This window comes from Bhargavaea cecembensis, from assembly GCF_000826125.2.
In the GTDB taxonomy this organism is placed as follows: domain Bacteria; phylum Bacillota; class Bacilli; order Bacillales_A; family Planococcaceae; genus Bhargavaea; species Bhargavaea cecembensis_B.
In genome coordinates this window covers 220,966-245,380 of the sequence record NZ_LN651371.1, presented here as the reverse complement: position 1 = coordinate 245,380, position 24,415 = coordinate 220,966, and the positions used below count along the sequence as shown (strand labels likewise).

The 24,415-nt window shown below is 57.6% G+C and carries 26 protein-coding genes and 2 pseudogenes (1 of these 28 cut by a window edge); 19 read left to right on the top strand and 9 right to left on the bottom strand.

Annotated features, from left to right (window positions below; genetic code table 11):
• Nucleotides 1–246: 246 nt before the first annotated feature.
• A complete protein-coding gene (locus tag BN1189_RS01795) occupies nucleotides 247–426 on the bottom strand; it encodes an SE1561 family protein (RefSeq protein WP_040224930.1) in 180 nt (59 codons plus the stop codon).
• 332 nt (nucleotides 427–758) lie between these two features.
• A complete protein-coding gene (locus BN1189_RS01790) occupies nucleotides 759–1,142 on the bottom strand; it encodes an OsmC family protein (protein WP_040224929.1) in 384 nt (127 codons plus the stop codon).
• Between the two features lie 89 nt (nucleotides 1,143–1,231).
• Between BN1189_RS01790 and BN1189_RS01785 the strand changes: the two genes are divergently transcribed.
• Nucleotides 1,232–2,398, top strand: coding sequence for an MFS transporter (locus BN1189_RS01785; RefSeq protein WP_040224955.1), 1,167 nt, complete (start codon nucleotides 1,232–1,234; stop codon nucleotides 2,396–2,398).
• A gap of 60 nt (nucleotides 2,399–2,458) precedes the next feature.
• Here BN1189_RS01785 and BN1189_RS01780 read toward each other — a convergent pair whose 3' ends face one another.
• Entirely contained in the window at nucleotides 2,459–3,256 is a 798-nt protein-coding gene (locus tag BN1189_RS01780; protein ID WP_040224927.1) for a polysaccharide deacetylase family protein, read from the bottom strand.
• Between the two features lie 53 nt (nucleotides 3,257–3,309).
• Nucleotides 3,310–4,215, bottom strand: a complete 906-nt coding sequence (locus tag BN1189_RS01775) for a TIGR01777 family oxidoreductase (protein WP_040224926.1) — start codon at nucleotides 4,213–4,215, stop codon at nucleotides 3,310–3,312.
• A gap of 113 nt (nucleotides 4,216–4,328) precedes the next feature.
• Here BN1189_RS01775 and recX point away from each other — a divergent pair, with 113 nt between their 5' ends.
• The 3 genes from recX to BN1189_RS01760 are packed head-to-tail and all read left to right on the top strand — an operon-like array spanning nucleotide 4,329 to nucleotide 5,753.
• Nucleotides 4,329–5,150, top strand: a complete 822-nt coding sequence (gene recX, locus BN1189_RS01770; protein WP_040224925.1) for a recombination regulator RecX — start codon at nucleotides 4,329–4,331, stop codon at nucleotides 5,148–5,150.
• Nucleotides 5,147–5,476, top strand: a complete 330-nt coding sequence (locus BN1189_RS01765; RefSeq protein WP_040224924.1) for a YfhH family protein — start codon at nucleotides 5,147–5,149, stop codon at nucleotides 5,474–5,476. Before recX ends, BN1189_RS01765 begins: the two co-directional genes overlap by 4 nt.
• Nucleotides 5,477–5,480: 4 nt before the next feature.
• A complete protein-coding gene (locus BN1189_RS01760) occupies nucleotides 5,481–5,753 on the top strand; it encodes a YfhJ family protein (RefSeq protein ID WP_040224923.1) in 273 nt (90 codons plus the stop codon).
• Between the two features lie 39 nt (nucleotides 5,754–5,792).
• Here BN1189_RS01760 and BN1189_RS01755 read toward each other — a convergent pair whose 3' ends face one another.
• Nucleotides 5,793–6,779, bottom strand: coding sequence for a metal-dependent hydrolase (locus BN1189_RS01755; RefSeq protein ID WP_040224922.1), 987 nt, complete (start codon nucleotides 6,777–6,779; stop codon nucleotides 5,793–5,795).
• Between the two features lie 103 nt (nucleotides 6,780–6,882).
• Here BN1189_RS01755 and mutY (BN1189_RS01750) point away from each other — a divergent pair.
• A pseudogene (gene mutY, locus BN1189_RS01750) lies at nucleotides 6,883–7,569 on the top strand (A/G-specific adenine glycosylase); the annotation flags it as partial.
• Here the strand turns inward: mutY (BN1189_RS01750) and BN1189_RS01745 are convergent.
• A pseudogene (locus BN1189_RS01745) lies at nucleotides 7,564–7,902 on the bottom strand (metal-dependent hydrolase); the annotation flags it as partial. The pseudogenes mutY (BN1189_RS01750) and BN1189_RS01745 overlap by 6 nt on opposite strands.
• A 103-nt stretch (nucleotides 7,903–8,005) precedes the next feature.
• Between BN1189_RS01745 and mutY (BN1189_RS01740) the strand changes: the two are divergent.
• From mutY (BN1189_RS01740) to BN1189_RS01700, 9 genes are all read left to right on the top strand, one after another.
• Nucleotides 8,006–9,064 carry an A/G-specific adenine glycosylase gene (mutY, locus tag BN1189_RS01740; protein ID WP_082194093.1) on the top strand — a complete coding sequence of 353 codons (1,059 nt, stop codon included), beginning with the start codon at nucleotides 8,006–8,008 and terminating at the stop codon, nucleotides 9,062–9,064.
• A 188-nt stretch (nucleotides 9,065–9,252) separates the two neighbouring features.
• Complete coding sequence (locus BN1189_RS16310; RefSeq protein ID WP_040224951.1) at nucleotides 9,253–9,423, top strand: gamma-type small acid-soluble spore protein; 171 nt, start codon at nucleotides 9,253–9,255, stop codon at nucleotides 9,421–9,423.
• A gap of 138 nt (nucleotides 9,424–9,561) precedes the next feature.
• Nucleotides 9,562–10,107, top strand: coding sequence for a nucleoside tri-diphosphate phosphatase (gene ntdP / locus BN1189_RS01730; protein WP_040224920.1), 546 nt, complete (start codon nucleotides 9,562–9,564; stop codon nucleotides 10,105–10,107).
• Between the two features lie 76 nt (nucleotides 10,108–10,183).
• Nucleotides 10,184–11,935: an ABC transporter ATP-binding protein gene (locus BN1189_RS01725; RefSeq protein WP_179860879.1), complete on the top strand. Its 1,752-nt coding sequence runs from the start codon at nucleotides 10,184–10,186 to the stop codon at nucleotides 11,933–11,935.
• A 945-nt stretch (nucleotides 11,936–12,880) separates the two neighbouring features.
• A complete protein-coding gene (locus BN1189_RS01720; RefSeq protein WP_040224949.1) occupies nucleotides 12,881–13,897 on the top strand; it encodes an ABC transporter ATP-binding protein in 1,017 nt (338 codons plus the stop codon).
• Complete coding sequence (locus tag BN1189_RS01715) at nucleotides 13,872–14,891, top strand: ABC transporter ATP-binding protein (RefSeq protein WP_040224918.1); 1,020 nt, start codon at nucleotides 13,872–13,874, stop codon at nucleotides 14,889–14,891. The genes BN1189_RS01720 and BN1189_RS01715 overlap by 26 nt, the downstream gene beginning before the upstream one ends.
• Nucleotides 14,888–16,510, top strand: a complete 1,623-nt coding sequence (locus tag BN1189_RS01710) for an ABC transporter substrate-binding protein (protein WP_040224917.1) — start codon at nucleotides 14,888–14,890, stop codon at nucleotides 16,508–16,510. The genes BN1189_RS01715 and BN1189_RS01710 overlap by 4 nt, the downstream gene beginning before the upstream one ends.
• 85 nt (nucleotides 16,511–16,595) lie before the next feature.
• Nucleotides 16,596–17,600 carry an ABC transporter permease gene (locus BN1189_RS01705; RefSeq protein ID WP_040224916.1) on the top strand — a complete coding sequence of 335 codons (1,005 nt, stop codon included), beginning with the start codon at nucleotides 16,596–16,598 and terminating at the stop codon, nucleotides 17,598–17,600.
• Between the two features lie 16 nt (nucleotides 17,601–17,616).
• Nucleotides 17,617–18,507, top strand: a complete 891-nt coding sequence (locus BN1189_RS01700) for an ABC transporter permease (RefSeq protein WP_040224915.1) — start codon at nucleotides 17,617–17,619, stop codon at nucleotides 18,505–18,507.
• A gap of 110 nt (nucleotides 18,508–18,617) precedes the next feature.
• Here BN1189_RS01700 and BN1189_RS01695 read toward each other — a convergent pair whose 3' ends face one another.
• Both BN1189_RS01695 and BN1189_RS01690 read right to left on the bottom strand, forming a co-directional pair.
• Nucleotides 18,618–19,700 (bottom strand): FUSC family protein, encoded by a 1,083-nt coding sequence (locus tag BN1189_RS01695; protein ID WP_040224914.1) that lies wholly within the window; start codon nucleotides 19,698–19,700, stop codon nucleotides 18,618–18,620.
• A gap of 91 nt (nucleotides 19,701–19,791) precedes the next feature.
• The gene (locus BN1189_RS01690) at nucleotides 19,792–21,114 is read right to left on the bottom strand and encodes a glutamate-1-semialdehyde 2,1-aminomutase (protein WP_143242232.1); all 1,323 of its coding nucleotides are present in this window, start codon (nucleotides 21,112–21,114) and stop codon (nucleotides 19,792–19,794) included.
• Between the two features lie 92 nt (nucleotides 21,115–21,206).
• Here BN1189_RS01690 and bcp point away from each other — a divergent pair, with 92 nt between their 5' ends.
• The 4 genes from bcp (at nucleotide 21,207) to perR (ending at nucleotide 23,791) form a co-directional block, all read left to right on the top strand.
• Nucleotides 21,207–21,683: a thioredoxin-dependent thiol peroxidase gene (bcp, locus tag BN1189_RS01685; RefSeq protein WP_040224912.1), complete on the top strand. Its 477-nt coding sequence runs from the start codon at nucleotides 21,207–21,209 to the stop codon at nucleotides 21,681–21,683.
• A 16-nt stretch (nucleotides 21,684–21,699) separates the two neighbouring features.
• Nucleotides 21,700–22,650 (top strand): D-2-hydroxyacid dehydrogenase, encoded by a 951-nt coding sequence (locus BN1189_RS01680; protein WP_040224911.1) that lies wholly within the window; start codon nucleotides 21,700–21,702, stop codon nucleotides 22,648–22,650.
• Between the two features lies 1 nt (nucleotide 22,651).
• Nucleotides 22,652–23,200: a cob(I)yrinic acid a,c-diamide adenosyltransferase gene (locus BN1189_RS01675; protein WP_040224909.1), complete on the top strand. Its 549-nt coding sequence runs from the start codon at nucleotides 22,652–22,654 to the stop codon at nucleotides 23,198–23,200.
• Between the two features lie 141 nt (nucleotides 23,201–23,341).
• A complete protein-coding gene (gene perR / locus BN1189_RS01670; RefSeq protein WP_040224908.1) occupies nucleotides 23,342–23,791 on the top strand; it encodes a peroxide-responsive transcriptional repressor PerR in 450 nt (149 codons plus the stop codon).
• Nucleotides 23,792–23,847: 56 nt separating this feature from the next.
• Here perR and BN1189_RS01665 read toward each other — a convergent pair whose 3' ends face one another.
• Nucleotides 23,848–24,210 carry a YgzB family protein gene (locus tag BN1189_RS01665; protein ID WP_040224907.1) on the bottom strand — a complete coding sequence of 121 codons (363 nt, stop codon included), beginning with the start codon at nucleotides 24,208–24,210 and terminating at the stop codon, nucleotides 23,848–23,850.
• 153 nt (nucleotides 24,211–24,363) lie between these two features.
• Here BN1189_RS01665 and BN1189_RS01660 point away from each other — a divergent pair, with 153 nt between their 5' ends.
• Nucleotides 24,364–24,415, top strand: the start of a protein-coding gene (locus BN1189_RS01660) for a nucleotidyltransferase-like protein (protein WP_040224906.1). The gene runs 824 nt beyond the window's last position; 52 of the gene's 876 nt are visible here — the first part of the coding sequence; it begins with the start codon at nucleotides 24,364–24,366; its stop codon lies off the right edge, out of view.

Sequence of the window (24,415 nt, the reverse complement as noted above, 5' to 3'; positions counted from 1 at the left end):
AGCCAGGCCGGAAGCCGGTGTCCGCTGGTCGCAGTCAGTTTCTCTCGGATTGTGGCCAATCTAATCCCTCCTTTTTCTATTTGAGAATGACAATTGCTATCAATACCCCCGAATATGCACAAAAGCTGGCTTCCCGCTCGGGGAAACCAGCTTTTGCTATCGGGCGCGGGAATGAAACCGCGCATTTCTTCCATACTCTTATTATAGCACCGGGGATTGATTCCGGCACGGCTTCTGTCCTGCCTGTCAGCCTTCCGAACGGTTGATCTGGGTCACTTTCACATCGATTTCGTCAATCATGCGGATCAGGCGGTCGATCTCATCCAAATCTGCAGTTTCAGGCTCAAGATGCTCAAGTGTTTCAAGAAAGTCGTTCAAGCGTTCTTTCAAATACTCGACCTGCTGTTTGTGGTCGTGCTGTTCCATGTGGACACCTCAATTCTGATGTTGATTTTAAAGGGAAAACAAACCGATTTCAACCGGCATAGGACAAAAGCATTAATTTCAATAAACTAAAGGTTTTGAATGTTTACAATGAATGAAATGCATGATACAATGAATTCAAGTTCAAGAGAGAGAGGAGGACAAAGTGAAAAAGTCGGAATACACATCCGGGACGTAAGCGAAGGAGGGGATTCGGACTTTCACCGGCGATCCTGCCGAGAAAATACGAGATGATGAAAAACTTAAAATGGTGTGACTCAGAATAGAAGGCTCAGCCGCCGGGATTCCCGATGACTGAGCCTTTTTGTATGCCGTCAGTTGTAGATTTCGTACGTCTCTTCGATCTCGATCGAACCTTCGACCGATCGCATCATTGAACAGTTTTTCCTTACGAGCTCCATGACGCGGGGCATTTTGGAGTCGGCAATGTCGCCCTTGATGCTGAAATGAAGATGAATCCGCTCGATCCGGCTTGCTTCATCCGGGTTCCTGTCGACTTCCTTCACTTCAATGGCGATGTCATCTGCCGGCATGCGCATCTTCGCGAGCACTTTCCTGAGGACGCCTCCGCTGCAGACTGCAATCGAAGAGACCATCAGCTGGTAAGGCCGGAAGCCGAATTCATCTTCCGCCGAGATGTCGAGCGTCCCGAACTGAGTTTCAGTCTGAAAACCGTGTTCCGTCATGAGAAATTTCATGGCCATCCCTCCCTGTATGTTAGAATTGTACAGGATTTCAAAGCGGGAATCGAATCAGACTCCTGCAGGGAGGAACAATCTTGGTCAAAATCGAATCGGGCCGTGCGAGGTACTGGATCCTCGTCATCATCGTGGCCATTTCAGGATTTTCACAGGGGATGCTTTTGCCGCTCATCTCCGTCATTTTCGAACAAGACGGCATTTCTTCGACGCTCAACGGATTGAATGCGACCGGGCTTTATATCGGAACGCTTCTCATTTCGCCGTTCATGGAGGCGCCGCTGCGAAAATTCGGCTATAAGCCGGTCATCATTTTCGGAGGCCTCACCGTGTTTCTGTCGCTGCTTTTGTTCCCGCTGTGGAAAAGTGTCGTGTTCTGGTTCATCCTTCGCCTGCTCATCGGGATGGGGGACAATGCCCTTCATTTCTCGACCCAGACGTGGATTACGAGCACCACTCCGCAGGCCAAGCTCGGCCGCAATATCGCCGTATACGGGATCATGTTCAGCGCTGGATTTGCGGTCGGACCGCTGTTTGTTCCGCTGATCGGTGTGTTCGAAGGGCTGCCGTTCATCGTCTCGGGAATCCTCTGCATGGCCGCCTGGTCACTCGTCTTCCTCCTGCGCAATGACTTCCCCGATCACCTGCAGGGGAACGAGGCACCCATGTCGTTCATCGGGCGTTTCCGGGAAACGATGAAATTCGCCTGGATTGCGTTCATTCCGCCGTTTGCGTACGGCTTCCTCGAATCGTCGCTGAACGCGATCTATCCGGTGTATGCCCTGCGGACGGGAATTGACGTTTCCTACATATCCTTCATCCTGGCCGCCTTTTCGGTCGGGGCCATCACATCCCAGATTCCGCTCGGCATGCTGAGCGACCGGATCGGCAGGCATTCGGTCCTGCTGATCGCGATCGGCGGAGGATCCGCCGCATTCTTCCTTGCCGGCCTGGCCGGGTCAAACGAGTGGGGCGTACTCGCCATGGTCTTCACGGCCGGCATGTTCGTCGGGTCCACCTTCACGCTCGGCATTGCCTACATGACCGACTTGACGCCGAAAACGTTCCTGCCGATGGGGAATCTGCTATGCGGGATCTTCTTCAGCGTCGGCAGTCTCACCGGGCCGGTTTTCGGCGGTTACCTTGTCGGAAGAGAGACGGATTTGGGCTATCTGACGTTCATGTCGGGACTGCTCGCCGTGCTGTTCATCATTTTCCTGACAGGAAGGACCCGAAAAAGCAAAAGCTTCGCCTGACACAAAACGGCTGCACGGGAAGGGACGTCTTCCGTGCAGCCTGTTCTGTTTTTGAAGCGGTCAGCCATTGTCCGGAAAAAACGCCTCCTCAACGAGTTCGTCAAGCGTGCCGAAAGAGTAGCCCTCTTTCCGGGCGTCCCGGATGAAGGCGGGAAGGTCGTCGGAGTTGTCCGGGGAGACGGTATGCATGAGGACGACCGCGCCCGGATGAAGCTGCTTCATCAGTTCATTGTAGGCGTACTGTCCGCCTTTTTTCTCGTCACGGTGCCAATCGATGAAAGCGACCGACCAGAAGATATGCCGGTAGCCGAGCCGGTTGCCGGTTTCAAGCACGTTCGCGTTGAAGATCCCTTCGGGCGGTCGGGCATAGTGCGTCCGCTTGACGCCGGCCACTTCCCGGAGCCGGTCATCGAACTTCTTCCATTCGGCCTCCAGTTCAGCTGCCGACATGTTGGCCATGTTCGGGTGGCCGTAAGAATGGTTGCCGATCGTATGGCCGTCCTTCACCATCCGTTTCACGAGGTCTCCTGCACTTTCGAGGTAGTGGCCGGTCAGGAAAAACGTGGCGGATATATTTTCTTTCTTGAGCGTATCCAAAATCGATTCGGTGTAGCCGGCCTCATATCCGTTGTCGAATGTGAGGTAAACAATCTTCTTATCCGGAGAACCTTTATAGAGGGCGCCGTATTCTTCGAGCAGCCCGTTCAGCTCGGCGCCGGCATCGGGAGGAACGCCGCCGGTCGCTTTTTTGAAGCCCCAGTGGAGCTCGCCCGCCTCTGCGCGGAACGGGCTGAACACGAGTCCCGCCGCCAAGATTGCCAGAGCGATGAATAAGCCGCCCGCATGATGTCTCAACATGAAAACGCAACCTTTCCTTTTCGGTTAGGTTGCGCCGGGCGGCCGGATTTATTCTATTTTTCGTCCGCATATATTTCGCGGAGCGCGGAGCGGGCATCCGGATAGCGGAACCGGAATCCGGCGGCTTCCAGGCGGGCGGGGACGACTCGTTGTCCCTGGAGCACGATTTCGCTTTTTTCGCCGAGCGCCGCTTTGAGCGCGAACGAAGGCGCGGGGATCCAGTGCGGCCGTCCGAGCGCCCTTCCGACTTCCTTGCCGAAATCCTTCATCCGGAGCGCGCCCGGAGCGACAGTGTTCACCGGACCCGAAAGCGAGCTGTTTTCAATAGCAAATAAAATCGCACGCGCCGCGTCCTCGACGTGGATCCAGCTGACCCACTGCCGGCCGGTTCCGACCGTACCGCCGGCGAACAGCCGGTAGGGAAGCGAGATGAGCGGAAGCGCGCCGCCGCCCCGGCCGAGCAGGATGCCAAAACGCATGAAGACCGTCCGGATGCCGGCCTCCTCCGCTTGCTGCGCCTTCCACTCCCATTCCCTGACGACGCCGGGCAGGAATCCGTCCCCCTGCGGCGCCTCTTCGGTGAATGTCCCGGTCTCCGAAAACGGGTAGATGCCGACCGCGCTTGCGTTGACGAGGACTTCCGGCTTATGCGCCAGGACGTTCATGATGCGGAGCACTTCGGACGTGGCACGCAGGCGGCTGTCGAGGATATCCGCCTTTCGCCCGTCGGTCCAGCGCCCGTCGTTGATCGACGTGCCGGCAAGATTGACGAATGCATCCACACGGCCGAGCTGCCGTTCAGGCCGATCGCCTTTCCCGAGGTAGCCGATCTGCGGCACTTTCCCGTCCGGTTTGTCCGGGTGCCGCGTCAGGATGACCGGCTCATGTCCTTTTTCCAAAAGAAGGCGGACGAGCGTTTGTCCGAGGAAGCCGGTGCCGCCGGTGATTGCGATTTTCATCGAGCATTCCTCCTTTCTACCGAGTATACCCGTTCTCCCGTCCGGTGGCTCCCATTGCGTGAATGACCGCCCGCAAACAGGTATAATGAAAGAATAGAACGGGAGGTGGAGACTTGCCCGAAATCACGAAAATCAGCCAGCAGAAAAACAGTGCGGAACGTTATAATATCTTTTTGGACGGGAAATACGCCTTCAGCGCCGATGAACAGGTGCTCATCCGGTTCGGTCTCATGAAAGGGAAAATCCTCGAGGACTGGGAGATCGATGAGATCATCTACGGCGACGAAGTGCGGAAAGCCTACAACAAGGCGATCCAGTTTCTCGGATTCCGGATGCGGAGCGAGCACGAAGTGAAAGAAAAGCTCCTGTCTGCGGGTTTCGGCGAGTCGGTCGTGCTTGAAGCAGTCGTAAAATTGAGGAGCCAGGGATTCCTTGACGACGAATCGTTCTCCAAGGCGCTCCTGGAAACAAGAAAGCGCACGGCAAAAAAAGGGCCGGCCGCCATACGCCGGGAACTCAAGCAGAAGGGGATCTCCGATAAGCTTCAGGAAGAGGCGCTCGCCTCGTTTTCCGAGGACGAGCAGCTGGAGCTGGCAGAAGACCTTGCCCGCAAGCTGGCCGACAGAGGCGGCGGGAAAACGCCGCTCCAGATCAAACAGAAGATCCAGGAATCCCTCATGAGGAAAGGCTACGGAAGAGACGTCATCCAGACGGTAATCGGGCGGATCGAGGAAGGCCTTGAGCCCGAAGAAGACGAATGGGCCGCTCTTGCTGAAAAATGGGGAGAAAAGGCCTGGCGCAGATACAGCGGAAAATACAGCGGCAACGAACGCAGGCAGCGCGTCAGGCAGGCTATGTACCAGAAGGGCGTGCCGGCCGAATGGATCGGACGGTTCATTGATGAGCAGGAAGAAAGAGAGGCACAGGAAAAATGAATGAAAAAAGCTACAGTGAGATGACCGAGCATGAGCTGCGGTCTGAAATCGCCCGGCTGAAAGAAAAGGCACGGAAGGCCGAACAACTCGGCATCGTGAACGAGTTCGCCGTCTATCAGCGGAAGGCCGTCATGGCCCAGGCCTATTTGATCGATCCTTCCACGATCATTCCCGGAGAGGTGTACCGGATCCACGGGGATGAAGGGAACTTTTTCAAGGTCGACTACCTGAAGGGGCGGTTTGCCTGGGGATACCGGCTCGGCGGCGACTTGAACCTGGAGGCGCTTCCGATTTCGATGCTCGGGAACCTGAAGAAAGGGAAGTGAACCGATGAATCCGGATTTGATGAGGCAACTGGCCGAACGGCTGATGGAAGCGAACGGAAGCCTGTCCGCCGGGCGGGCCGCGCAGTGGATCGAACTGCTCGCATCCGACATCGAGTCGTCCTATGCGCGCGCGGGCTACGGCATGATGGAAGACAGCCAGGCATCGGCGATGATTCTCAGATGGATCGACGTCTACGGCAACCGGCTGGATGAGTTCAAGGCGACGAATCCGAAAATCGCCGCCTTGCTGGACGAACCAGACGGACAACCGGAATGAAAAAGACCGTCGGGCCGTCATGGCCCGGCGGTCTGCCGTTCAACCCTTTTCGTGTGCGAAATGCAGCTTCTTCCTCAGTTTATCTTCGCTGAAGATCCAGCCGGTATAGGAATTCCGGATGTGCATGTCGTCGTCCACATGGGCGACGGCGACAAATGGATAGAATTCCTTGCTCCGGTAGCGGAGGTCGATGAGGCGGACTTCGCAAACCGAGCCGAGATCGGTGATTTCCCACCGGTAGATCGGCGAAAAGCTGAGGAAGGCCCGCATGTTCGGATCTTTGAAGGCGGTCCGGACGAGCTCGTTGTCCGGGATTGTCCGCCTCGGAAACTTATCGTAGATCGTGACGGAGCGGCCGTACGCCCGTCCTACATAATGGTGGGTGCCCGAGCAGGCCGCGATGCGCCACTGGAAGAAACGCATCGTCGGCGCGATGATGATCTCTTCCGCATCCGGGATTGTCCGTCTTACCGCACTGCGGACCGCTGCCTGGACCGCGAAACGGACCACATAATACACGGCGAGGAGCCCGTAGAGGATGAGCATCGTCTTCACCGGTTCGGCGCCGAGCAGCCAGGCGAGAAGCGCCACTGCATGGGCACCGAAAATGTAGGGGTCAAATGTATTGATGACGCCGAGCGCTACCCAGCGGTCTGAAAACGGCCGGAGCGCCTGCGTCCCGTATGAGTTGAATATATCGACGAACACATGCAGAAATACCGCCAGCTGCGTCCATAGCCAGAGGTGGAGAAGATCCGCCTCCGGGACGATGAGAGCGAGCGGGACGGAGATGATGAGCGGCCATGCGAGCATCATCGGGATGGAATGGGTGAATCCCCGGTGATTCCGGATATAGACGGCGTTGTTCCTGAGCTTCAGGACCGTGTCGATATCCGGCGCCTGCGAACCGAGCATGAGGCCGGCATAGACCACCGACGCGGTGGCCGTATGCTCCGCCACGAGCGGATCGGCCTGGGCGAGGCCGCAGAGCGCGAGCCCCATGACAATATGGGTGCCGGTATCCATGGCGTTCCCCCTCTCTTTTCGTGCCGGATGAAGGCACAGACCCGGTACACAATAATATACCCGCTAAATGTTGGCTTAATCGTAACACAACAGGAGGAAAACATTGCGTTCAAAAGATTGGAAACAAGCATTCCGTGAAGCACTGACGGACTGGTACCGGCGCGAGTGCCGGGACCTGCCGTGGCGGCGCACCCGCGATCCTTACTTGATCTGGATTTCCGAAGTGATGCTCCAGCAGACGCGGGTCGACACGGTCATCCCATACTATATGAGGTTTGCAGAGCGTTATCCGGATATGGCCCAGCTTGCCTATGCCCCGGTGGAAGAGCTGATGAAGGAGTGGGAAGGACTCGGGTATTATTCCCGCGTGCGGAATCTCCAATCAGGCGTCCGGGAAGCCTATGAGACGTACGGCGAAGTCCCGGCGGATCCCGACAGATTCCGCAAGCTCAAGGGAGTCGGCCCCTACACGGCCGGCGCCGTCATGAGCATCGCCTACGGAATCCCGGCACCGGCCGTCGACGGCAACGTCATGCGGGTCCTGTCGCGTGTGCTGCTCATCGAAGAAGACATCGCCAAGCCGAAAACCCGCAAGTTATTCGAAGAGGCCGTCATGGATCTCATTGACCGCGAAGATCCGTCTTCGTTCAATCAGGGACTCATGGAACTCGGCGCGACCGTCTGCACTCCCACCCGTCCCAAATGCCTGCTCTGCCCGGTCCGTGACTGGTGTGCCGCCTATCACGAAGGCCGGGAAGAAGAACTGCCTTTCAAATCAAAGAANGTTGAATATATCGACGAACACATGCAGAAATACCGCCAGCTGCGTCCATAGCCAGAGGTGGAGAAGATCCGCCTCCGGGACGATGAGAGCGAGCGGGACGGAGATGATGAGCGGCCATGCGAGCATCATCGGGATGGAATGGGTGAATCCCCGGTGATTCCGGATATAGACGGCGTTGTTCCTGAGCTTCAGGACCGTGTCGATATCCGGCGCCTGCGAACCGAGCATGAGGCCGGCATAGACCACCGACGCGGTGGCCGTATGCTCCGCCACGAGCGGATCGGCCTGGGCGAGGCCGCAGAGCGCGAGCCCCATGACAATATGGGTGCCGGTATCCATGGCGTTCCCCCTCTCTTTTCGTGCCGGATGAAGGCACAGACCCGGTACACAATAATATACCCGCTAAATGTTGGCTTAATCGTAACACAACAGGAGGAAAACATTGCGTTCAAAAGATTGGAAACAAGCATTCCGTGAAGCACTGACGGACTGGTACCGGCGCGAGTGCCGGGACCTGCCGTGGCGGCGCACCCGCGATCCTTACTTGATCTGGATTTCCGAAGTGATGCTCCAGCAGACGCGGGTCGACACGGTCATCCCATACTATATGAGGTTTGCAGAGCGTTATCCGGATATGGCCCAGCTTGCCTATGCCCCGGTGGAAGAGCTGATGAAGGAGTGGGAAGGACTCGGGTATTATTCCCGCGTGCGGAATCTCCAATCAGGCGTCCGGGAAGCCTATGAGACGTACGGCGAAGTCCCGGCGGATCCCGACAGATTCCGCAAGCTCAAGGGAGTCGGCCCCTACACGGCCGGCGCCGTCATGAGCATCGCCTACGGAATCCCGGCACCGGCCGTCGACGGCAACGTCATGCGGGTCCTGTCGCGTGTGCTGCTCATCGAAGAAGACATCGCCAAGCCGAAAACCCGCAAGTTATTCGAAGAGGCCGTCATGGATCTCATTGACCGCGAAGATCCGTCTTCGTTCAATCAGGGACTCATGGAACTCGGCGCGACCGTCTGCACTCCCACCCGTCCCAAATGCCTGCTCTGCCCGGTCCGTGACTGGTGTGCCGCCTATCACGAAGGCCGGGAAGAAGAACTGCCTTTCAAATCAAAGAAAAAGAAACCGGCCGCCGTTCCGCAGACGGTCATCGCGGTCCGGAGTCCCGGCGGCCGCTGGCTGATGGAGCAGCGGCCCGGCGAAGGGCTCCTCGCCGGCATGTGGCAGTTCCCGGCGGAAGGGACCGGCGACCCCGAAGAAGCGGTGCGCCTCATTTCGGACCGGTTCGGGCTCAAGTTGACCCAGCTGCAGCCGGCAACCGAATTCAAGCACATGTTCACCCACCGGATCTGGGAAGTCCAAGCGTTCACCGCCGAAGTGGCCGGGGACGGCCCGTTCGATGTCCAAGGCGGCTGGTTCCTGCCAGGTGAAATGGAATCACTGACCCTTCCGAACCCGACGAAAAAAGTGCGGGATGCAGTGCTCGGTGGAAAGTGATCCGGATGGTTGCCAAATAAAATTTTTTCCAGCTGAATAAAAAAAGTCTCCGTGCACACCATAATGAGCACGGAGGTGAGAAATCCATGACGAAGAACAACGATCAGCAGCGCAACAACCTGGACGAGCGCAATCAGCGGAACAACCGCAACGAGCGCAACAACAACAATAACAACAACGACCAGCAGCTGCAGCGCGAGGAGTTTGGCTCTGAGACGGACATTCAGCAAGTCCGCAAGCAGATTCGCGGCGAGGAATTCGGATCTGAAACGGACGTGCAGCAAGTCCGCCGCCAGAACCAGAAGGCTGAGCAAAACAAGCAACAGTCTTCCTTCCGCGGGAATCGGAACAACAAATAACGGATTGGATTTTAACCACCGGCCGGTTGGGCGATTTCGCCCTTCCGGCTCTTTTTATTTTCTCTTTGGGCGGCTCATTGCTATAATGAAAAGATAACAAATAATCCGAACAGCCGTCTCGAAAAGGGGGGTTGATTTATGGCAATCCCGAAAGAAGGAGAAACAGTCCAGATCCACAGCTACAAGCACGACGGAAAGATCCACCGGGTCTGGCAGGAAACGACGGTGCTGAAAGGGACGAAAAACATCGTGATCGGTGCGAATGAACGAACGCTCGTGATCGAATCCGACGGGCGCACGTGGCTCACGCGCGAACCGTCGATCGTCTATTTCCACGCCGAGCATTGGTTCAACATCATCTGCATGCTCCGGGATGACGGCGTCTATTACTACTGCAACATGAGCTCCCCGTTCGTCTACGACAACAAAATGGTGAAGTACATCGATTATGACCTGGATGTGAAGGTCTTTCCCGACATGTCCTATAACCTTCTGGACGAAGACGAATATGAGGAACATAAAGAGCAGATGAAGTACCCCGACGTCATCGACAAGATCTTGAAAAGGAATGTGGACAAGCTGATCGGCTGGATCCAGCAGCGGCGCGGGCCGTTCGCACCTGATTTCATTGATGTCTGGACGTCCCGTTACGAATTCCACAAACAGTTCCAGGCACGGAATTGACAGCCTGCCCGTCATGGGCGGGCTGTTCCGTTGTCGGGAGGAAGGATGATGCACACTGGGCAGCATGAAACGGTATATGTCTTTTGTCCGGCCCTACGGCTGGATGATCGCCCTCACACTGATCATCGGGATCGTGAAATTCGCCATCCCGCTATTCATTCCCTATCTCATCAAAATCGTCATCGACGACATCATCGGCTCGGACGTGCTGAGTGCCGCGGACAAGAAACAGCAGCTCATCTGGTGGCTCGGCGGCACGACGCTGCTGTTCTTCCTGCTGCGTCCGCCGGTCGAATATTTCCGGCAATACTATGCCCAGTACACATCGAACAAAATCCTGTTCGACATCCGCGGGAAGATCTACGATCATCTCCAGAAGCTCAGCCTGAAATATTATTCCAATACAAGGGCCGGCGAAGTGATCTCCCGGGTCATCAACGATGTCGAACAGACGAAGAACTTCGTCATGATCGGCCTGATGAACGTCTGGCTGGATCTCGCGACAATCCTGATCGCGGTCGGCATCATGCTGACGATGGATGTCAAGCTCACGCTCGTCACGCTGATCGCCTTCCCGTTCTACGCATGGAGCGTCAAGCACTTCTTCGGCAGGCTCCGCGAACTGACCCGGACCCGGTCCCAGGCGCTTGCGAACGTTCAGAGCTATCTGCATGAGCGGGTGTCCGGAATGAGCGTCATCAAAAGCTTTGCGCTAGAGAAGCGGGAGAAAAAGCTCTTCGATGAAACGAACGGCGAGTTCCTTGATGCCGCCATCGCGCATACGAAATGGAATGCGAAGGCGTTCGCCGTCGTCAACACGATCACGGATGTCGCCCCGCTCCTCGTCATCGGCTACGCGGGCTGGCATGTGATCGGCGGCAGCCTGTCGGTCGGGACAATGGTCGCCTTCATCGCCTACATCGACCGGCTGTACAACCCGCTCCGGCGCCTCGTCAATTCCTCCACCACGCTCACCCAGGCGGTCGCCTCAATGGACCGGGTGTTCGAGCTGATGGACGAATCCTATGACATCACCGACAAACCGGGCGCGGCCGAGATGCCGGAAGCCGCCGGGAAAGTTGAATTCCGCAATGTCCGGTTCAGCTACGGGCCGGAAGAGCAGCCGGTGCTCGACGATATGAGCTTTACGGTCAATCCGGGAGAGACGGTTGCGTTCGTCGGCATGAGCGGCGGCGGGAAATCGACGATCATCAGCCTCATCCCGCGGTTTTATGATGTGACCGGCGGAGCGGTGCTCATCGATGGCATGGACGTGCGCGACGTGACGATCGAGTCGCTCCGGCGCAACATCGGCATCGTCCTGCAGGATAACCTCCTGTTCAGCGACACGGTGAAATCAAACATCCTCATGGGCAAGCCGGATGCAACCGACGAAGAAGTGTTCGCCGCGGCACAGGCGGCAAACGCCCATGAGTTCATCATGGGACTGCCGGCCGGTTATGAAACGGAAGTCGGGGAGCGCGGCGTCAAGCTGTCCGGAGGCCAGAAGCAGCGCATCGCCATTGCCCGGGTATTCCTGAAGAACCCGTCGATCCTGATCCTCGACGAAGCCACCTCCGCCCTCGACCTCGAAAGCGAGGCGCTCATCCAGGAATCCCTCGACCGGCTGGCGCACGACCGAACGACCATCGTCGTCGCCCACCGGCTCTCGACAATCACCCACGCAAACAACATTTTCGTCATCGACCACGGCGAACTGAAAGAAAGCGGCACCCACGGGGAGCTGCTCGAATCCGGAGGCATCTACCACGACCTGTTCCTCGTCCAGGAACTCGACATGCCCCCATCCGGAACGGAAACCGAATAAAAGCAGTGCGGCAAGCCGGCAAACCGGCAGTCCGCACTGCTTTTTTATATTCGGGAAGTCGGGGGGTGGGCGGCAGGCGGGCGGAAGAATGGGGGGGAGCGGATGCGGGAATGGTCAAAGCGAGTGCGAAAAATTCGGGGCGGCGGGGAAGCGGCCGCGAGAATGGTCAAAGCGGACGCGAAAAGAATCCGAGCGGCCGCGAAAATCCGGAGTCGGACAAGCGGGCGTGAGAAAGGGGGAAGCGGGCGCGAGAATGGTCAAAGCGGACGCGAAAAATATCCGAGCGGCCGCGAAAATCCGGAGTCGGACAAGCAGCCGCGAGAAAGGGGGAAGCGGTCGCGAGAATGATCAAAGCGGCCGCGAAAAGTATCCGAGCGGCCGCGGAAATCTCGTGAAGTGAAATGTGTCCACAAAATTACCTGATGCGTCCACCCATACTCCGAATTTCCGGTCCATACTCCGAAAATGCATCCCATACTCCGAATTTCCGGTCCATACTCCGAAAATGCATCCCATACTCCGAATTTCCGGTCCATACTCCGAAAATGCATCCCATGCTCCGAATTTCCGGCCCATACTCCGAAAATGCATCCCACACTCCGAATTCCTCATCCATACAGACTGTGTCTGTGTGAGCCTTGCTCTTAGATTGACGGATTTACACTAACCCGTGGACACGTCCTTCGATGTGATAACACTCGGCCCCGCTCCGCTCACACTCGGCCCCACCCCGATAACACTCACCTTCACTCCGCTAACACTCGCCCCCACTCCACTCACCCTCCCTCCGCCACACGTCCCACACACCACATACCCCAGCCGATCAGGTCCACCCATGTATGACGTATGACTTTAGAACCCCCTATTGCATATTCGGGAAAGATTTGTATAATGAAAGAACGCAGAATCATCAGAAAAGTAGAGACAACGAGATGGGGGGACGCCATGGACAGCAAACGGGAAGTGCTCAGTGTGAATGGCCTCCGGACGTCCTTTTTCACGGATGGCGGCATCGTGCCGGCAGTTGACGGCATCACATTCGGCCTGCGTGAAGGAGAAATCCTCGGCATTGTCGGGGAATCGGGATGCGGCAAAAGTGTCACGTCGCTGTCGATCATGGGCCTGGTGCCAAACCCGCCGGGCAAAGTGACCGGAGGGGAGATCCTGTACGGGGGAAGGGATCTCACAAAACTGCCGGAGCGGCAAATGAGGAAAGTACGCGGGAATGACATTGCGATGATTTTTCAAGAACCGATGACTTCGCTCAATCCACTGTTCACGATCGGCAACCAGATGATGGAGGCGCTGCTCATCCATACGAAGCTCGGGAAGCGGAAGGCGCGCGAACGGGCGGTCGAAATGCTCCGGCTCGTCGGACTGCCCCGTGCCGAGGAGATGATGGATGATTATCCGCATCAGTTGTCGGGTGGGATGCGGCAACGGGTGATGATCGCGATGGCGCTCGTCTGCGAGCCGAATATCCTGATTGCGGATGAGCCGACAACGGCGCTCGACGTGACGATCCAGGCCCAGATCCTGAAACTCATGAAAGACCTCAACGACCGGCTGAACACCGCGGTGCTCCTGATCACCCATGATCTCGGCGTCGTGGCGGAAACGTGCGAGCGCGTTCTTGTCATGTATGCCGGCCAGATCGTCGAGGAGGGGCCGGTTGAGGACATCTTCAACGATCCGCAGCACCCGTACACGGAAGGACTTCTGAAGTCAGTGCCGGATATGCGGTTCAAGCAGGAGCGGCTCGTTCCGATCCAGGGCAACGTCCCGCGCCCCGGCTCCATCAAACATGGCTGCCGGTTCGCCGCGCGCTGCCCGTACGTGTTCGACAGGTGCACGGCGGAAGACCCGGACCTGTACGGCACGCCTTCCGGACAGCGGGCGCGCTGCTTCCTGCGCGACGGAAAGGAGGCGGCGGCCCATGACGAAGCCCTTGTTGAAAGTTGAGGGGCTGAAGAAATACTTTCCCGTGAAAAAGGGGGCGCTCGGCCGCATCAAGGGCCACGTAAAAGCCGTCGACGGCGTGAGCTTTGACGTTTATCCCGGAGAAACACTCGGCATCGTCGGCGAATCCGGATGCGGAAAGTCCACGACCGGCCGCATGATCATGCGGCTGCTCGAGCCGACGGACGGACGGATTGAATTCGACGGCAAGGAGCTCACCGCGCTCGGCGCCGAGGACATGCGGAAAATGCGCCGGGACGTCCAGATGGTGTTCCAGGATCCGTTCGCATCGCTCAACCCGCGCCATACCGTCGGCAAGATTCTTGAGGAGCCGCTCATCGTCCACGGAATGAAAAATGCGGCCGAACGGAAAAAGAAAGTCCGGGAATTCCTCGAGATCGTCGGGCTGAGCGAATACCATGCAGCCCGCTATCCGCACCAGTTCAGCGGCGGGCAGCGGCAACGGATCGGAATCGCCCGGGCGCTTATGACGAATCCGAAGCTGATCATCGCGGACGAACCCGTTTCGGCGCTGGACGTGTCGATCCAGTCCCAGGTGCTGAACCTGATGCAGGATCTTCAGAGGTATTTCGGGCTCACTTACATCTTCATCGCGCATGACCTCGGCGTCGTCCGCCATATCAGCGACCGAGTCGGCGTCATGTACCTCGGCCGCATCGTGGAGCTGTCGGACAGCGAATCCCTCTATGCCAAGCCGCTCCATCCATACACGCAGGCCCTGCTGTCTGCCGTGCCGGTCCCGGATCCCGGCTTTGAGCGGGAGCAGATCGTGCTCGAGGGAGATATCCCGAGTCCGGCGAATCCGCCTTCGGGCTGCCCGTTCCACACCCGGTGCCCGTTCCGCATGGATGTTTGCATGACGGACGTGCCGCCGCTGCAAGAAACCGAACCCGGTCATTCTGTCGCCTGCCACCTCTATACGGAGGAAACAGCCGGCAATGATAATAAAAAACTAGTGACGGAGGGGTCAATTTGAAAAAGGGGAAATTGTGGTCACTCATCGTCCTGCTCGTCATCTCGATGGTGCTCGCCGCCTGCTCATCTGACAACGGCAACGGTAGCAGCAGCGGAGAAGGCGGGAGCGGAGACGGAGGATCCGGCGGGGGGAACAAAACGCTCGTCTTCGGACGCGGCGGCGACTCCGTTTCGCTCGATCCGTCTACCGTGACGGACGGCGAATCAATGAAAGTCGCAGCCAATATCTTCGAAACGCTCCTAAACTTCGGGGAACAGGACACGACGATCAATCCAGGTCTTGCCAAAGAGTGGGAAGCGGCCGAAGATGGCCTTACCTACACATTCCAGCTTGAAGAAGGCGTCAAGTTCCATGACGGCACCGACTTCAATGCAGAAGCGGTCGTCAAGAACTTCGAACGCTGGGCGAACGGGGACGCGGATACATTCCCGTATTACCAGTCGATGTTCGGCGGATTCAAAGGGGATGAGGGCCACGTGATCGAATCCGTGACGGCTGACGGCGACTCCACGGTCGTCTTCAAGCTGAAGCGTCCACAGGCGCCGTTCCTGAAAAACATCGCCATGACGATGTTCGGGATCGCCAGCCCGACCGCTTTCGAGAAAGACGGCGATAAATTCGGAGACAATCCGGTCGGCACCGGTCCGTTTAAATTTGTGGAATGGAAGCGCAACGACTCCATCACGATCGAAAAGAACGAAGACTACCGGAAAGACGGCCTGCCGAAGCTGGACCGCGTCATCTTCCGTTCGATTCCGGACAACGCGGCACGCCTGAACGCCCTGATCAAAGGGGACATCGATCTTGCGGACGGCATCAATCCGTCTGATTCCAACACGATTGAAGGAGACGACAACCTGCAGTTGTTCGAGCGTCCGTCGATGAACATCGGCTACCTCGGCATGACCGTTACGCGTGAGCCGTTCGGCGATCCAAAAGTCCGCCAGGCGATCAACCACGCGATCGACAAGCAGGCGATCATCGACGCATTCTTTGAAGGCGCAGCCGAAATGGCGAAGAACCCGATCCCACCTTCGATTTCCGGATTTAACGATGATATCGAAGGCTACGACTACGACCCGGAAAAAGCGAAGGAACTGCTTGCAGAAGCCGGCCATCCGGACGGATTTGAAATGGAGCTGTGGGCCATGCCGGTCCCTCGTCCTTACATGCCGGACGGACAGAAAGTCGCGGAAGTCATCCAGAAAAACCTTGCCGATGTCGGCGTGACGGCGAACATCGTCACGTACGAATGGGCGACCTACCTTGAAAAGGCGAGCAAAGGGGAAGCGGACGCATTCCTCCTCGGCTGGACGGGTGACAACGGGGATGCGGATAACTTCATTTACGCACTCCTCGACGGCGACAATATCGGCAGCAACAACTATACGTACTACGACAACGCCGAACTCCATGACATCCTGATCGAAGCCCAGACGGAAGTCGATGAAGACAAGCGGAACGAACTGTACGGCAAGGCGCAGGAAATCATCCATGCCGACGCTCCTTGGGTGCCGATCGCCCACTCGATCCCGCTTCTCGGCGGTTCGGCTGATATCACCGGATTCAAGGCGCATCCGACAGGCTCGGACATTTTGACCAACGTGGACTTCAAGTGATGGACGAGGGGGAGGGCGCGCACCGCCCCTCCCCCTTTCCCTATTGGGATAAGAATCTGCAAACTGAACTCGGGGAGTGGTCCAAATGCTCCAATACATCGGAAAACGGCTGCTGCAGCTCATCCCGGTCCTGCTCGGCATGACATTCATCGTCTTCATGATCATCCGGGCCATACCGGGAAATCCCGCGCAGGTCATCCTCGGCCAGCAGGCGTCCAAGGAGGCGGTTGCGGCGCTGGAGGCGAAACTCGGCCTCGATCAGCCATGGTATACCCAGTACTTTGAATTTCTCATGAACATCTTTCGTGGAGACCTCGGCGAATCTCTGCGCACCCGCTCACCTGTCGCGGATGAACTTTGGCCGTACTTGGCCGCGACGGCCGAACTGGCGATCTTCGCGATGATCATCGCCATCGTCATCGGTGTGAATGCGGGCATCATCTCCGCCTGGTTCCAGAATTCCTGGTTCGACTACACGGCCATGATTCTTGCGCTCATCGGAGTGTCAGTGCCGATTTTCTGGCTGGGTCTCATGGAACAATGGGCGTTCGGCATCGAGCTGGATCTTCTGCCGACGACCGGACGCGAGGATGTGAGGAATCCGGTCCACGCGATCACCGGGCTGTACGTGATCGATACGCTCATCCAGGGCCGGTTCGATCAGCTCGGCCAGGTTCTCCGGCATCTGATCCTGCCGGGCATCGCGCTTGCCACGATCCCGATGGCGATCATCGCCCGGATGACCCGCTCCAGCATGCTTGAAGTGATGCGTTCCGACTTTGTGCGGACCGCCCGTTCGAAAGGGCAGAAAATGTCCCTCGTCGTCTACAAGCATGCACTGAAAAATGCGATCATCCCGGTGCTCACGGTCATCGGCCTTCAGATGGGCATCCTGCTCGGCGGGGCGATCCTCACCGAAACGATCTTCGGCTGGCCGGGCATCGGACGCTACATCTATGATGCGATCGGATTCCGCGACTATCCCGTCGTCCAGTCCGGCATCCTCGTCGTCGCATTCATTTTCGTCATGATCAATCTGCTCGTCGATGTGCTGTACAGCGTCGTCGACCCGCGCATCAAATACGACTGAAGGAGGGACAGCGGCCATGACTCAACTCACGACAAACCAGCCTCCGGACATTCCGGAAGAAAAGGCGGCCGGCCCCTGGCGCGAAGCCTGGACGGGATTCAAGAAAAGCAAGGCGGCGCTCGCGGGCGCGTTCATCGTCCTCTTCTTCGTCGCGCTTGCGCTTGTCGGACCGCTGATCGCGCCTGAGGGCATCAACGATCAAAATGTGACGGAGCGGCTGATGGCCCCGTCGGCCGCCCACTGGTTCGGGACCGACGATTTCGGACGGGATATCCTTTCACGGGTCATTCACGGTGCCCGGATCTCGCTGACGGTCGGGTTCTTCTCGGTCATCGGCTCGGTCATCGTCGGCAGCGCGCTCGGCATCATCGCCGGCTACTACGGCCGGTGGATCGACACGGTCATTTCGCGGCTGTTCGACATTATGCTGGCCTTCCCGTCGATTTTGCTCGCCATCGCGATCGTGTCGGTCCTCGGCCCGTCGCTCCGGAACGCCCTCATCGCCATCGCCGTCATCAACGTCCCGAATTTCGGGCGGCTGATCCGTTCCAAGGTGCTCAGCATCAAACAGGATGAATACATCACGGCGGCGAAAGGCATCGGCATGAAGGACGGGAGGATCCTGTTCTCTCATATCCTGCCGAATTCGATGGCGCCCGTCATCGTCCAGGGCACGCTCGCCGTAGCGACGGCGATCCTCGAGGCGGCGGCGCTCGGCTTCCTCGGACTCGGCGCCCAGGCACCGGATCCCGAATGGGGCAAGATGCTGGCGGACGCCCGGAACTACTTGCGGGACGCTCCGTGGACAATGATCTTCCCGGGGCTCGCCATCATGCTGACCGTGCTCGGCTTCAATCTGATGGGCGACGGCCTCCGGGACGCCCTCGATCCGAGGATGAAAAGCTGACAAGCAAAAAACCGCGGAACGGGCGACGGTGCCCATTCCGCGGTTTTATGATGTTGAGGAAGATCCGGATGCAAAATGGATGGCCCCCCACCGGGGGCAGACACTCTTTTTCAGAAGATGTCTTCCCGCAGCCGGGCATCCATTTCGCCGCCGTGCCGCTTGACATAGCCGACGATGAGACGATCCAACTGCTCGAGCTCCTCTTCATATCGAAGGATCGAGGACAGGAGATGCAACAGGTGGTAGGCGGAGAATTCCTCCTCCTCTTTCGTGACGGCAATCTCCTTCACGAAGATATCCATCACTTCCTGCCGGCTCAGCGCCGCCTCGACGCCAGATCGTGCCATCCGCTCATCCTTCAGCTTGCCGGCGAACTTCAGCAGGATCTGCTCTTGGTAAGTCAGGAGGTCATCGAGCCGCTCCTGGACCATCATCCGGAAGTGGAGCGGCAGCGAGATCAGCTCGTTTTCGTAGAGATGAAGCTGCTTCAGCACTCGGTGTCCGCTTTTCGCTGTCTGGATCATCTGTCTGTAAATGACCAGTTTTCGGCCCTTCTGATAAATAAAGCGTTTCGTGTAGCCGCGTTCTTCCTTGAACAGCGAATAAAGTGTATCGATGTTCTTGAAATGGCCGTCGATCTTCTTCAGTGCTTTCTGGGTGGCGGAGTGCTCGGATGCCTGCCTGCCGGCGAGCCGGGTCCAGCGGATGATCTCATCCTCGGTTGACTGGATCGACTGGAACAGCTTCGTCTCGTACTTGGGCGGCAGGAACAGCATGTTCACGAGGAAGGCCGAGAAGATCCCGGTCAGCATCGTGGAAAAGCGGAGGACCGCATACATGACGAAGTTTTCGTCAGGGAGCTCCATGATCCCGATCATCATGACGAGCGCCAGCGTGATCGCGTTCTCCAGCTTGAGCCGGAGCATGATCGCAATGATGACGACTGCCGCGAATCCGACTCCGACGAGGTGGTCGCCGAAGATCAGGGCGAAAATGAAGGCGACGACGGCACCGATGATGTTCCCCTGCACTTGCTGGACGATCGTCCGGTATGAGCGGTAGATCGAGGGTTGGATCGCAAAGATGGCCGCAATACCGGCGAACAGCGGAGTCGGCAGTTGAAGGGACTGCGCCAGGAACAGTGCCAGGACGATCGCGACACCGGTCTTTAATATTCGTGCGCCGAGTTTCATGCAACGATTTTCCTTTCCATGCGAAATCCCGTTTTTACTACTTTACCCGAACACCGATACCCGAATCAATGCACCGGACGGCATCCGTTTTTCAGGCGCGTGCCATTTCGGCAAACGAAGCGTCGGCCGCTTCGAGCGTCTTCCGGATGTCGTCTTCCGTATGGGCCGTCGTAAGGAACCAGGCTTCGTACTTGGAAGGGGCGAGGTTGATGCCGCGTTCGAGCATGAGCCGGAAGAACCGGGCGAACTGTTCGCCGTCGCTGTTTTCCGCCTGCTTGTAGTTTTCGACTTTCTCGTCGGTGAAGAAGACCGTGAGTGCACCTTTCAGACGGTTGATCGTAATCGTCACGCCGTGCTTTTCTGCCGAGCGGAGAAGGCCTTCCTCAAGAATGCCGCCGAGACGGTCGAGCTCGTCATAAACGCCTTCCTCCCGGAGCACTTCCAGGCAGGCGATGCCCGACAGCATCGATGCCGGATTACCGGCCATCGTCCCGGCCTGATAGGCAGGCCCGAGCGGCGCGACTTCATCCATGATCTCTTTTCGTCCGCCGTATGCACCGATCGGCAGACCGCCGCCGATGATCTTGCCGAGCGCCGTCAGGTCCGGCGTGAGTCCGAGCAGGTCCTGCGCGCCGCCGTAGTGGAAGCGGAATGCGGTGATCACTTCATCATAGATGATCAGTGCTCCGTGGTCCTTCGCCAGTTCGTGTACGAACGGCAGGAAGCCTTCATTCGGCTCGACGATCCCGAAGTTGCCGACGATCGGCTCGACGAGGACGGCTGCGAGTTCATCGCCCCATCGCTCCATCGCCTCCCGGTAGGCATCCGCGTCGTTGAACGGGATGGTGATCACTTCGCTGGCGATCGATTTCGGCACGCCCGCGGAATCCGGCGTCCCGAGTGTCGCCGGACCGGAACCCGCCGCAACGAGGACGAGGTCCGAGTGGCCGTGATAGCAGCCTGCAAACTTCAATACTTTCGTCCGTCCGGTGTAGGCGCGCGCGACGCGGATTGTCGACATGACCGATTCGGTGCCCGAGTTCGTGAACCGGACTTTGTCGAGCGAGTGGATCGCCTCTTTCAGCATTTTGGCGAACTTCACTTCATGGCGAGTCGGTGTGCCGTACAGGACACCGGTCTCCGCCGCATGTTTGATCGCTTCCGTGATGTGCGGGTGCGCATGGCCGGTGATGATCGGTCCGTAGGCGGCCAGATAGTCGATATATTCATTGCCGTCGACATCCCAGAAGTATGCGCCCTGCGCACGTTCCATGACGGTCGGGGATCCGCCGCCGACTGCGCGGTATGAGCGGGACGGGCTGTTGACGCCGCCCACGATATGTTCGAGCGCTTCGCTGTAGATCTGTTCTGATTTTTTCCGTTCCAAAGGAATCCCTCCGTTCTTGATGTCCATCATTCATTGTAGTCAAAGAAACGTCCGAACACCAAAAGAATTGTCACGCCGGGGCCGCTCCGGTACGATGAAGAAAACAGGAGGGGATCTTTTTGACGCAATCACTTGAAGGACTCACGGCACCCGTTTTTACATTGTCGGACGAGCAGGGGGACCTGGTTTCGCTTGAAGATTACAAAGGGAAAAGTTATGTCATCCTTTATTTCTATCCGAAGGACCAGACGCCCGGCTGCACGACGGAGGCATGCGATTTCCGCGATCGTCACTCGGATTTTGAAGAGCTGAATGCCGTCATCCTCGGCGTCAGCCCGGATTCTGCGGAATCGCATGGGAAATTCATCGACAAGCATGGCCTGCCGTTCCGGCTTCTCGTCGACGAGAACCATGAGGCCGCGGAGGCATACGGCGTCTGGAAGCTGAAGAAAAACTTCGGGCGCGAGTATATGGGAATCGAGCGTTCGACGTTCCTCATCGACCCGACGGGGACCGTTGTGAAAGAGTGGAGGAAAGTGAGCGTCAAGGGGCATGTGGAAGAGGCGCTCGAGACGCTGAAAGAACTGACGGACTGACAAGGGGGAGCAGACAATGGAAGTTTTATTTCTATTTCCGATCAAAGAACACCAGGAGAAGATGCTGAAGGATGAATTCCCGGACGTGGAATTTCTGTTCGGGCGCAAACCGGACGATCCGGCGCTCGGAACAGCCGAGGTGATCGTCACGTACGGAGGCGATCTCAGCGAGGAGCATATCCAGCAGGCGAAGGCCCTCCGGTGGCTCATGGTCGCATCGGCCGGTCTCGAGCAGCTGCCGCTCGGCGCGATCGCACGAAGAGGCGACATCACAGTGACGAACGTCCGCGGCATCCACAAGATACCGATGGCCGAATCGATCATTGCGCACATCCTGTCCTATAAGAGGGGCCTCAAGAAAATCTACGAGCAGCAGGAGCGCCGCGAATGGAACAAGCGGGTCGGCGGAACGGAACTCCATGGTTCGAAGGCGCTCATCCTCGGACCGGGCGCGATCGGCGGGGAAGCCGGCCGCCTGCTTCAGGCATTCGGCGTCGAAACGTACGGATGCAACCGGTCCGGCCGCCAGGCGGATCATATGGACCGGATGCTGTCGTTCGCCGAACTGGAGGATACGCTGCCCGAAATGGACTTTGTCGTCTCGGTCCTGCCGAGCACGCCGGAAACGCGCGGCCTGTTGAAAAAAGAGCACTTCTCCGCCATGAAGGAAGGCGCGGTCTTCCTCAACTTCGGACGGGGGGACCTGTACGAAGAGCAGGATCTGATCGATGCGCTGAACGGAGGCAGGCCGGCCGCCGCGGTTCTGGACGTCTTCGAGTCCGAACCGCTTCCGGAAGACCACCCGTTCTGGGGGATGGACAATGTGACCGTATCCCCGCACGTTTCGGCCCTGTCGGGAAAATACGTGGAACGGTCGCTCGACATATTCGCCCCGAACCTTAGGAAATGGCTGGACAAGAAGCCGGATGAAATGGAAAACCTGATCGACACGTCGAGGGGGTACTGATATGAAGATTTACACGAGGACGGGGGACGAGGGAACGACTTCGCTGATCTACGGGAAGCGGGTGCCGAAAACCGATCCGCTCGTGGAGGCCTACGGCACATGTGATGAGGCGAACAGCGCCATCGGCCTCGGCATCTCCCATCTCCATGCCGAATCTTTTGAGGGGAAGGATGAATTGCTGGAGGCGTTCCGGCGGATCCAGACCGTCCTGTTCCACGTGGGCGCAGAACTGGCGACGCCGGCAGGAAAAGAAGTGAAGTGGACGCTCGAGCCGAAGGAGATCCGGGGACTTGAGGAATGGATCGACCAGTACGACGCAGATCTGCCGGCGCTCACAAACTTCATCCTCCCGGGCGGACATCCGGCGGCGGCGGGACTGCATTTCGCCAGGACGGTCACCCGGAGGGCGGAGCGGGCGGCAATCAGGCTCGGCGACCATGTGAACCCGGACGTCATCGCTTATCTGAACCGGCTGTCCGATTTCCTGTTCGTCGCCGCCAGGTATGTGAACACGCGGCTCGGGGGCCGGGAAGACGTCCTGCATTCGTGACATCGGCGACCGGAGCAGCCCAGGCTGAATCACACGGAGAAGCCATGCGACCGGCTTCGTTGACAAACATGCCCTGATTCCGATAAACTGATTGTAACAATTATCATTAAGGAATCCTTATGAAAAGAGGTGGGCATGTCCATGTCTGAAACTGTGCTTCAAGAAGCGCTGGATACGTTAAAGACAACGGGTGTACGGATCACTCCCCAACGGCATGCGATTCTTGAATTTCTCGTGAAGTCGATGTCCCATCCGACCGCCGATGAAATCTACCGTGCGCTCGAGAGCAAATTCCCGAATATGAGTGTGGCCACCGTATACAATAACCTTCGCGTCTTCCGCGAAGCCGGGCTTGTAAAGGAGCTGCCGTACGGCGATTCTTCAAGCCGGTTTGATTTTGTGACGAACGACCATTACCATATCATCTGCAGCGACTGCGGAAAGATCGTGGACTTCCATTACCCCGGATTGGACGAAGTGGAGCATCTTGCGGCACACGTCACCGGTTTCCAAGTCGACAATCACCGTATGGAAGTGTACGGAACTTGCCCGGCCTGTGCGGCCGAAAAGGCGAAGACATCCGTCCAATGACCGGCAGCCGGAATTAAAAAACTCACGGAACTCTGAGTCCGTGAGTTTTTTTATATTTATTTCCCTTCGCGCGCCGTCGTTCTCCGGTTGTACGATTCATCGAACTCTTCGCCTTCGAGGTTTGGATCGAGCGTGAGCGGCTCTCGGCAGTGCATGCACATATCCACGCGTCCGAGCACTTTCGTCGGCTTGCCGCAGTTCGGACAGACCACCTGGACGGCCTTCGTCGAAAGCATGCCGATCCAGAAGTAGACGCCTGTGCTGGCAATGATGCACAACAGACCCAGCAGCATGAAGAGGGTCATGACGATCGGATGCTTCTTGAAGAAGATTCCGAAGTACATGACGACAAACCCGATGAAGATGAGGGCCAGGGCGAAGGAACGGATCCGGTTGATTTTATTCTTATATGGTTTCATTCCCGATTTCCTCCCTTTGATGAAGGGCGGGCGGCTGTTGCCCGCATCCCCGTATACTATAGCATATTTGTTCGGCATAGTCGTTTTTTGGATGCGAAAGAAGGAATCGAGTCCGGCATGTCGAACTTCCACATGTGAAAGGGAGGAATCACCATGGAGCATCTACTGCGGCCGATTTATCAGGAACGGGCGGGAGATCCGGATA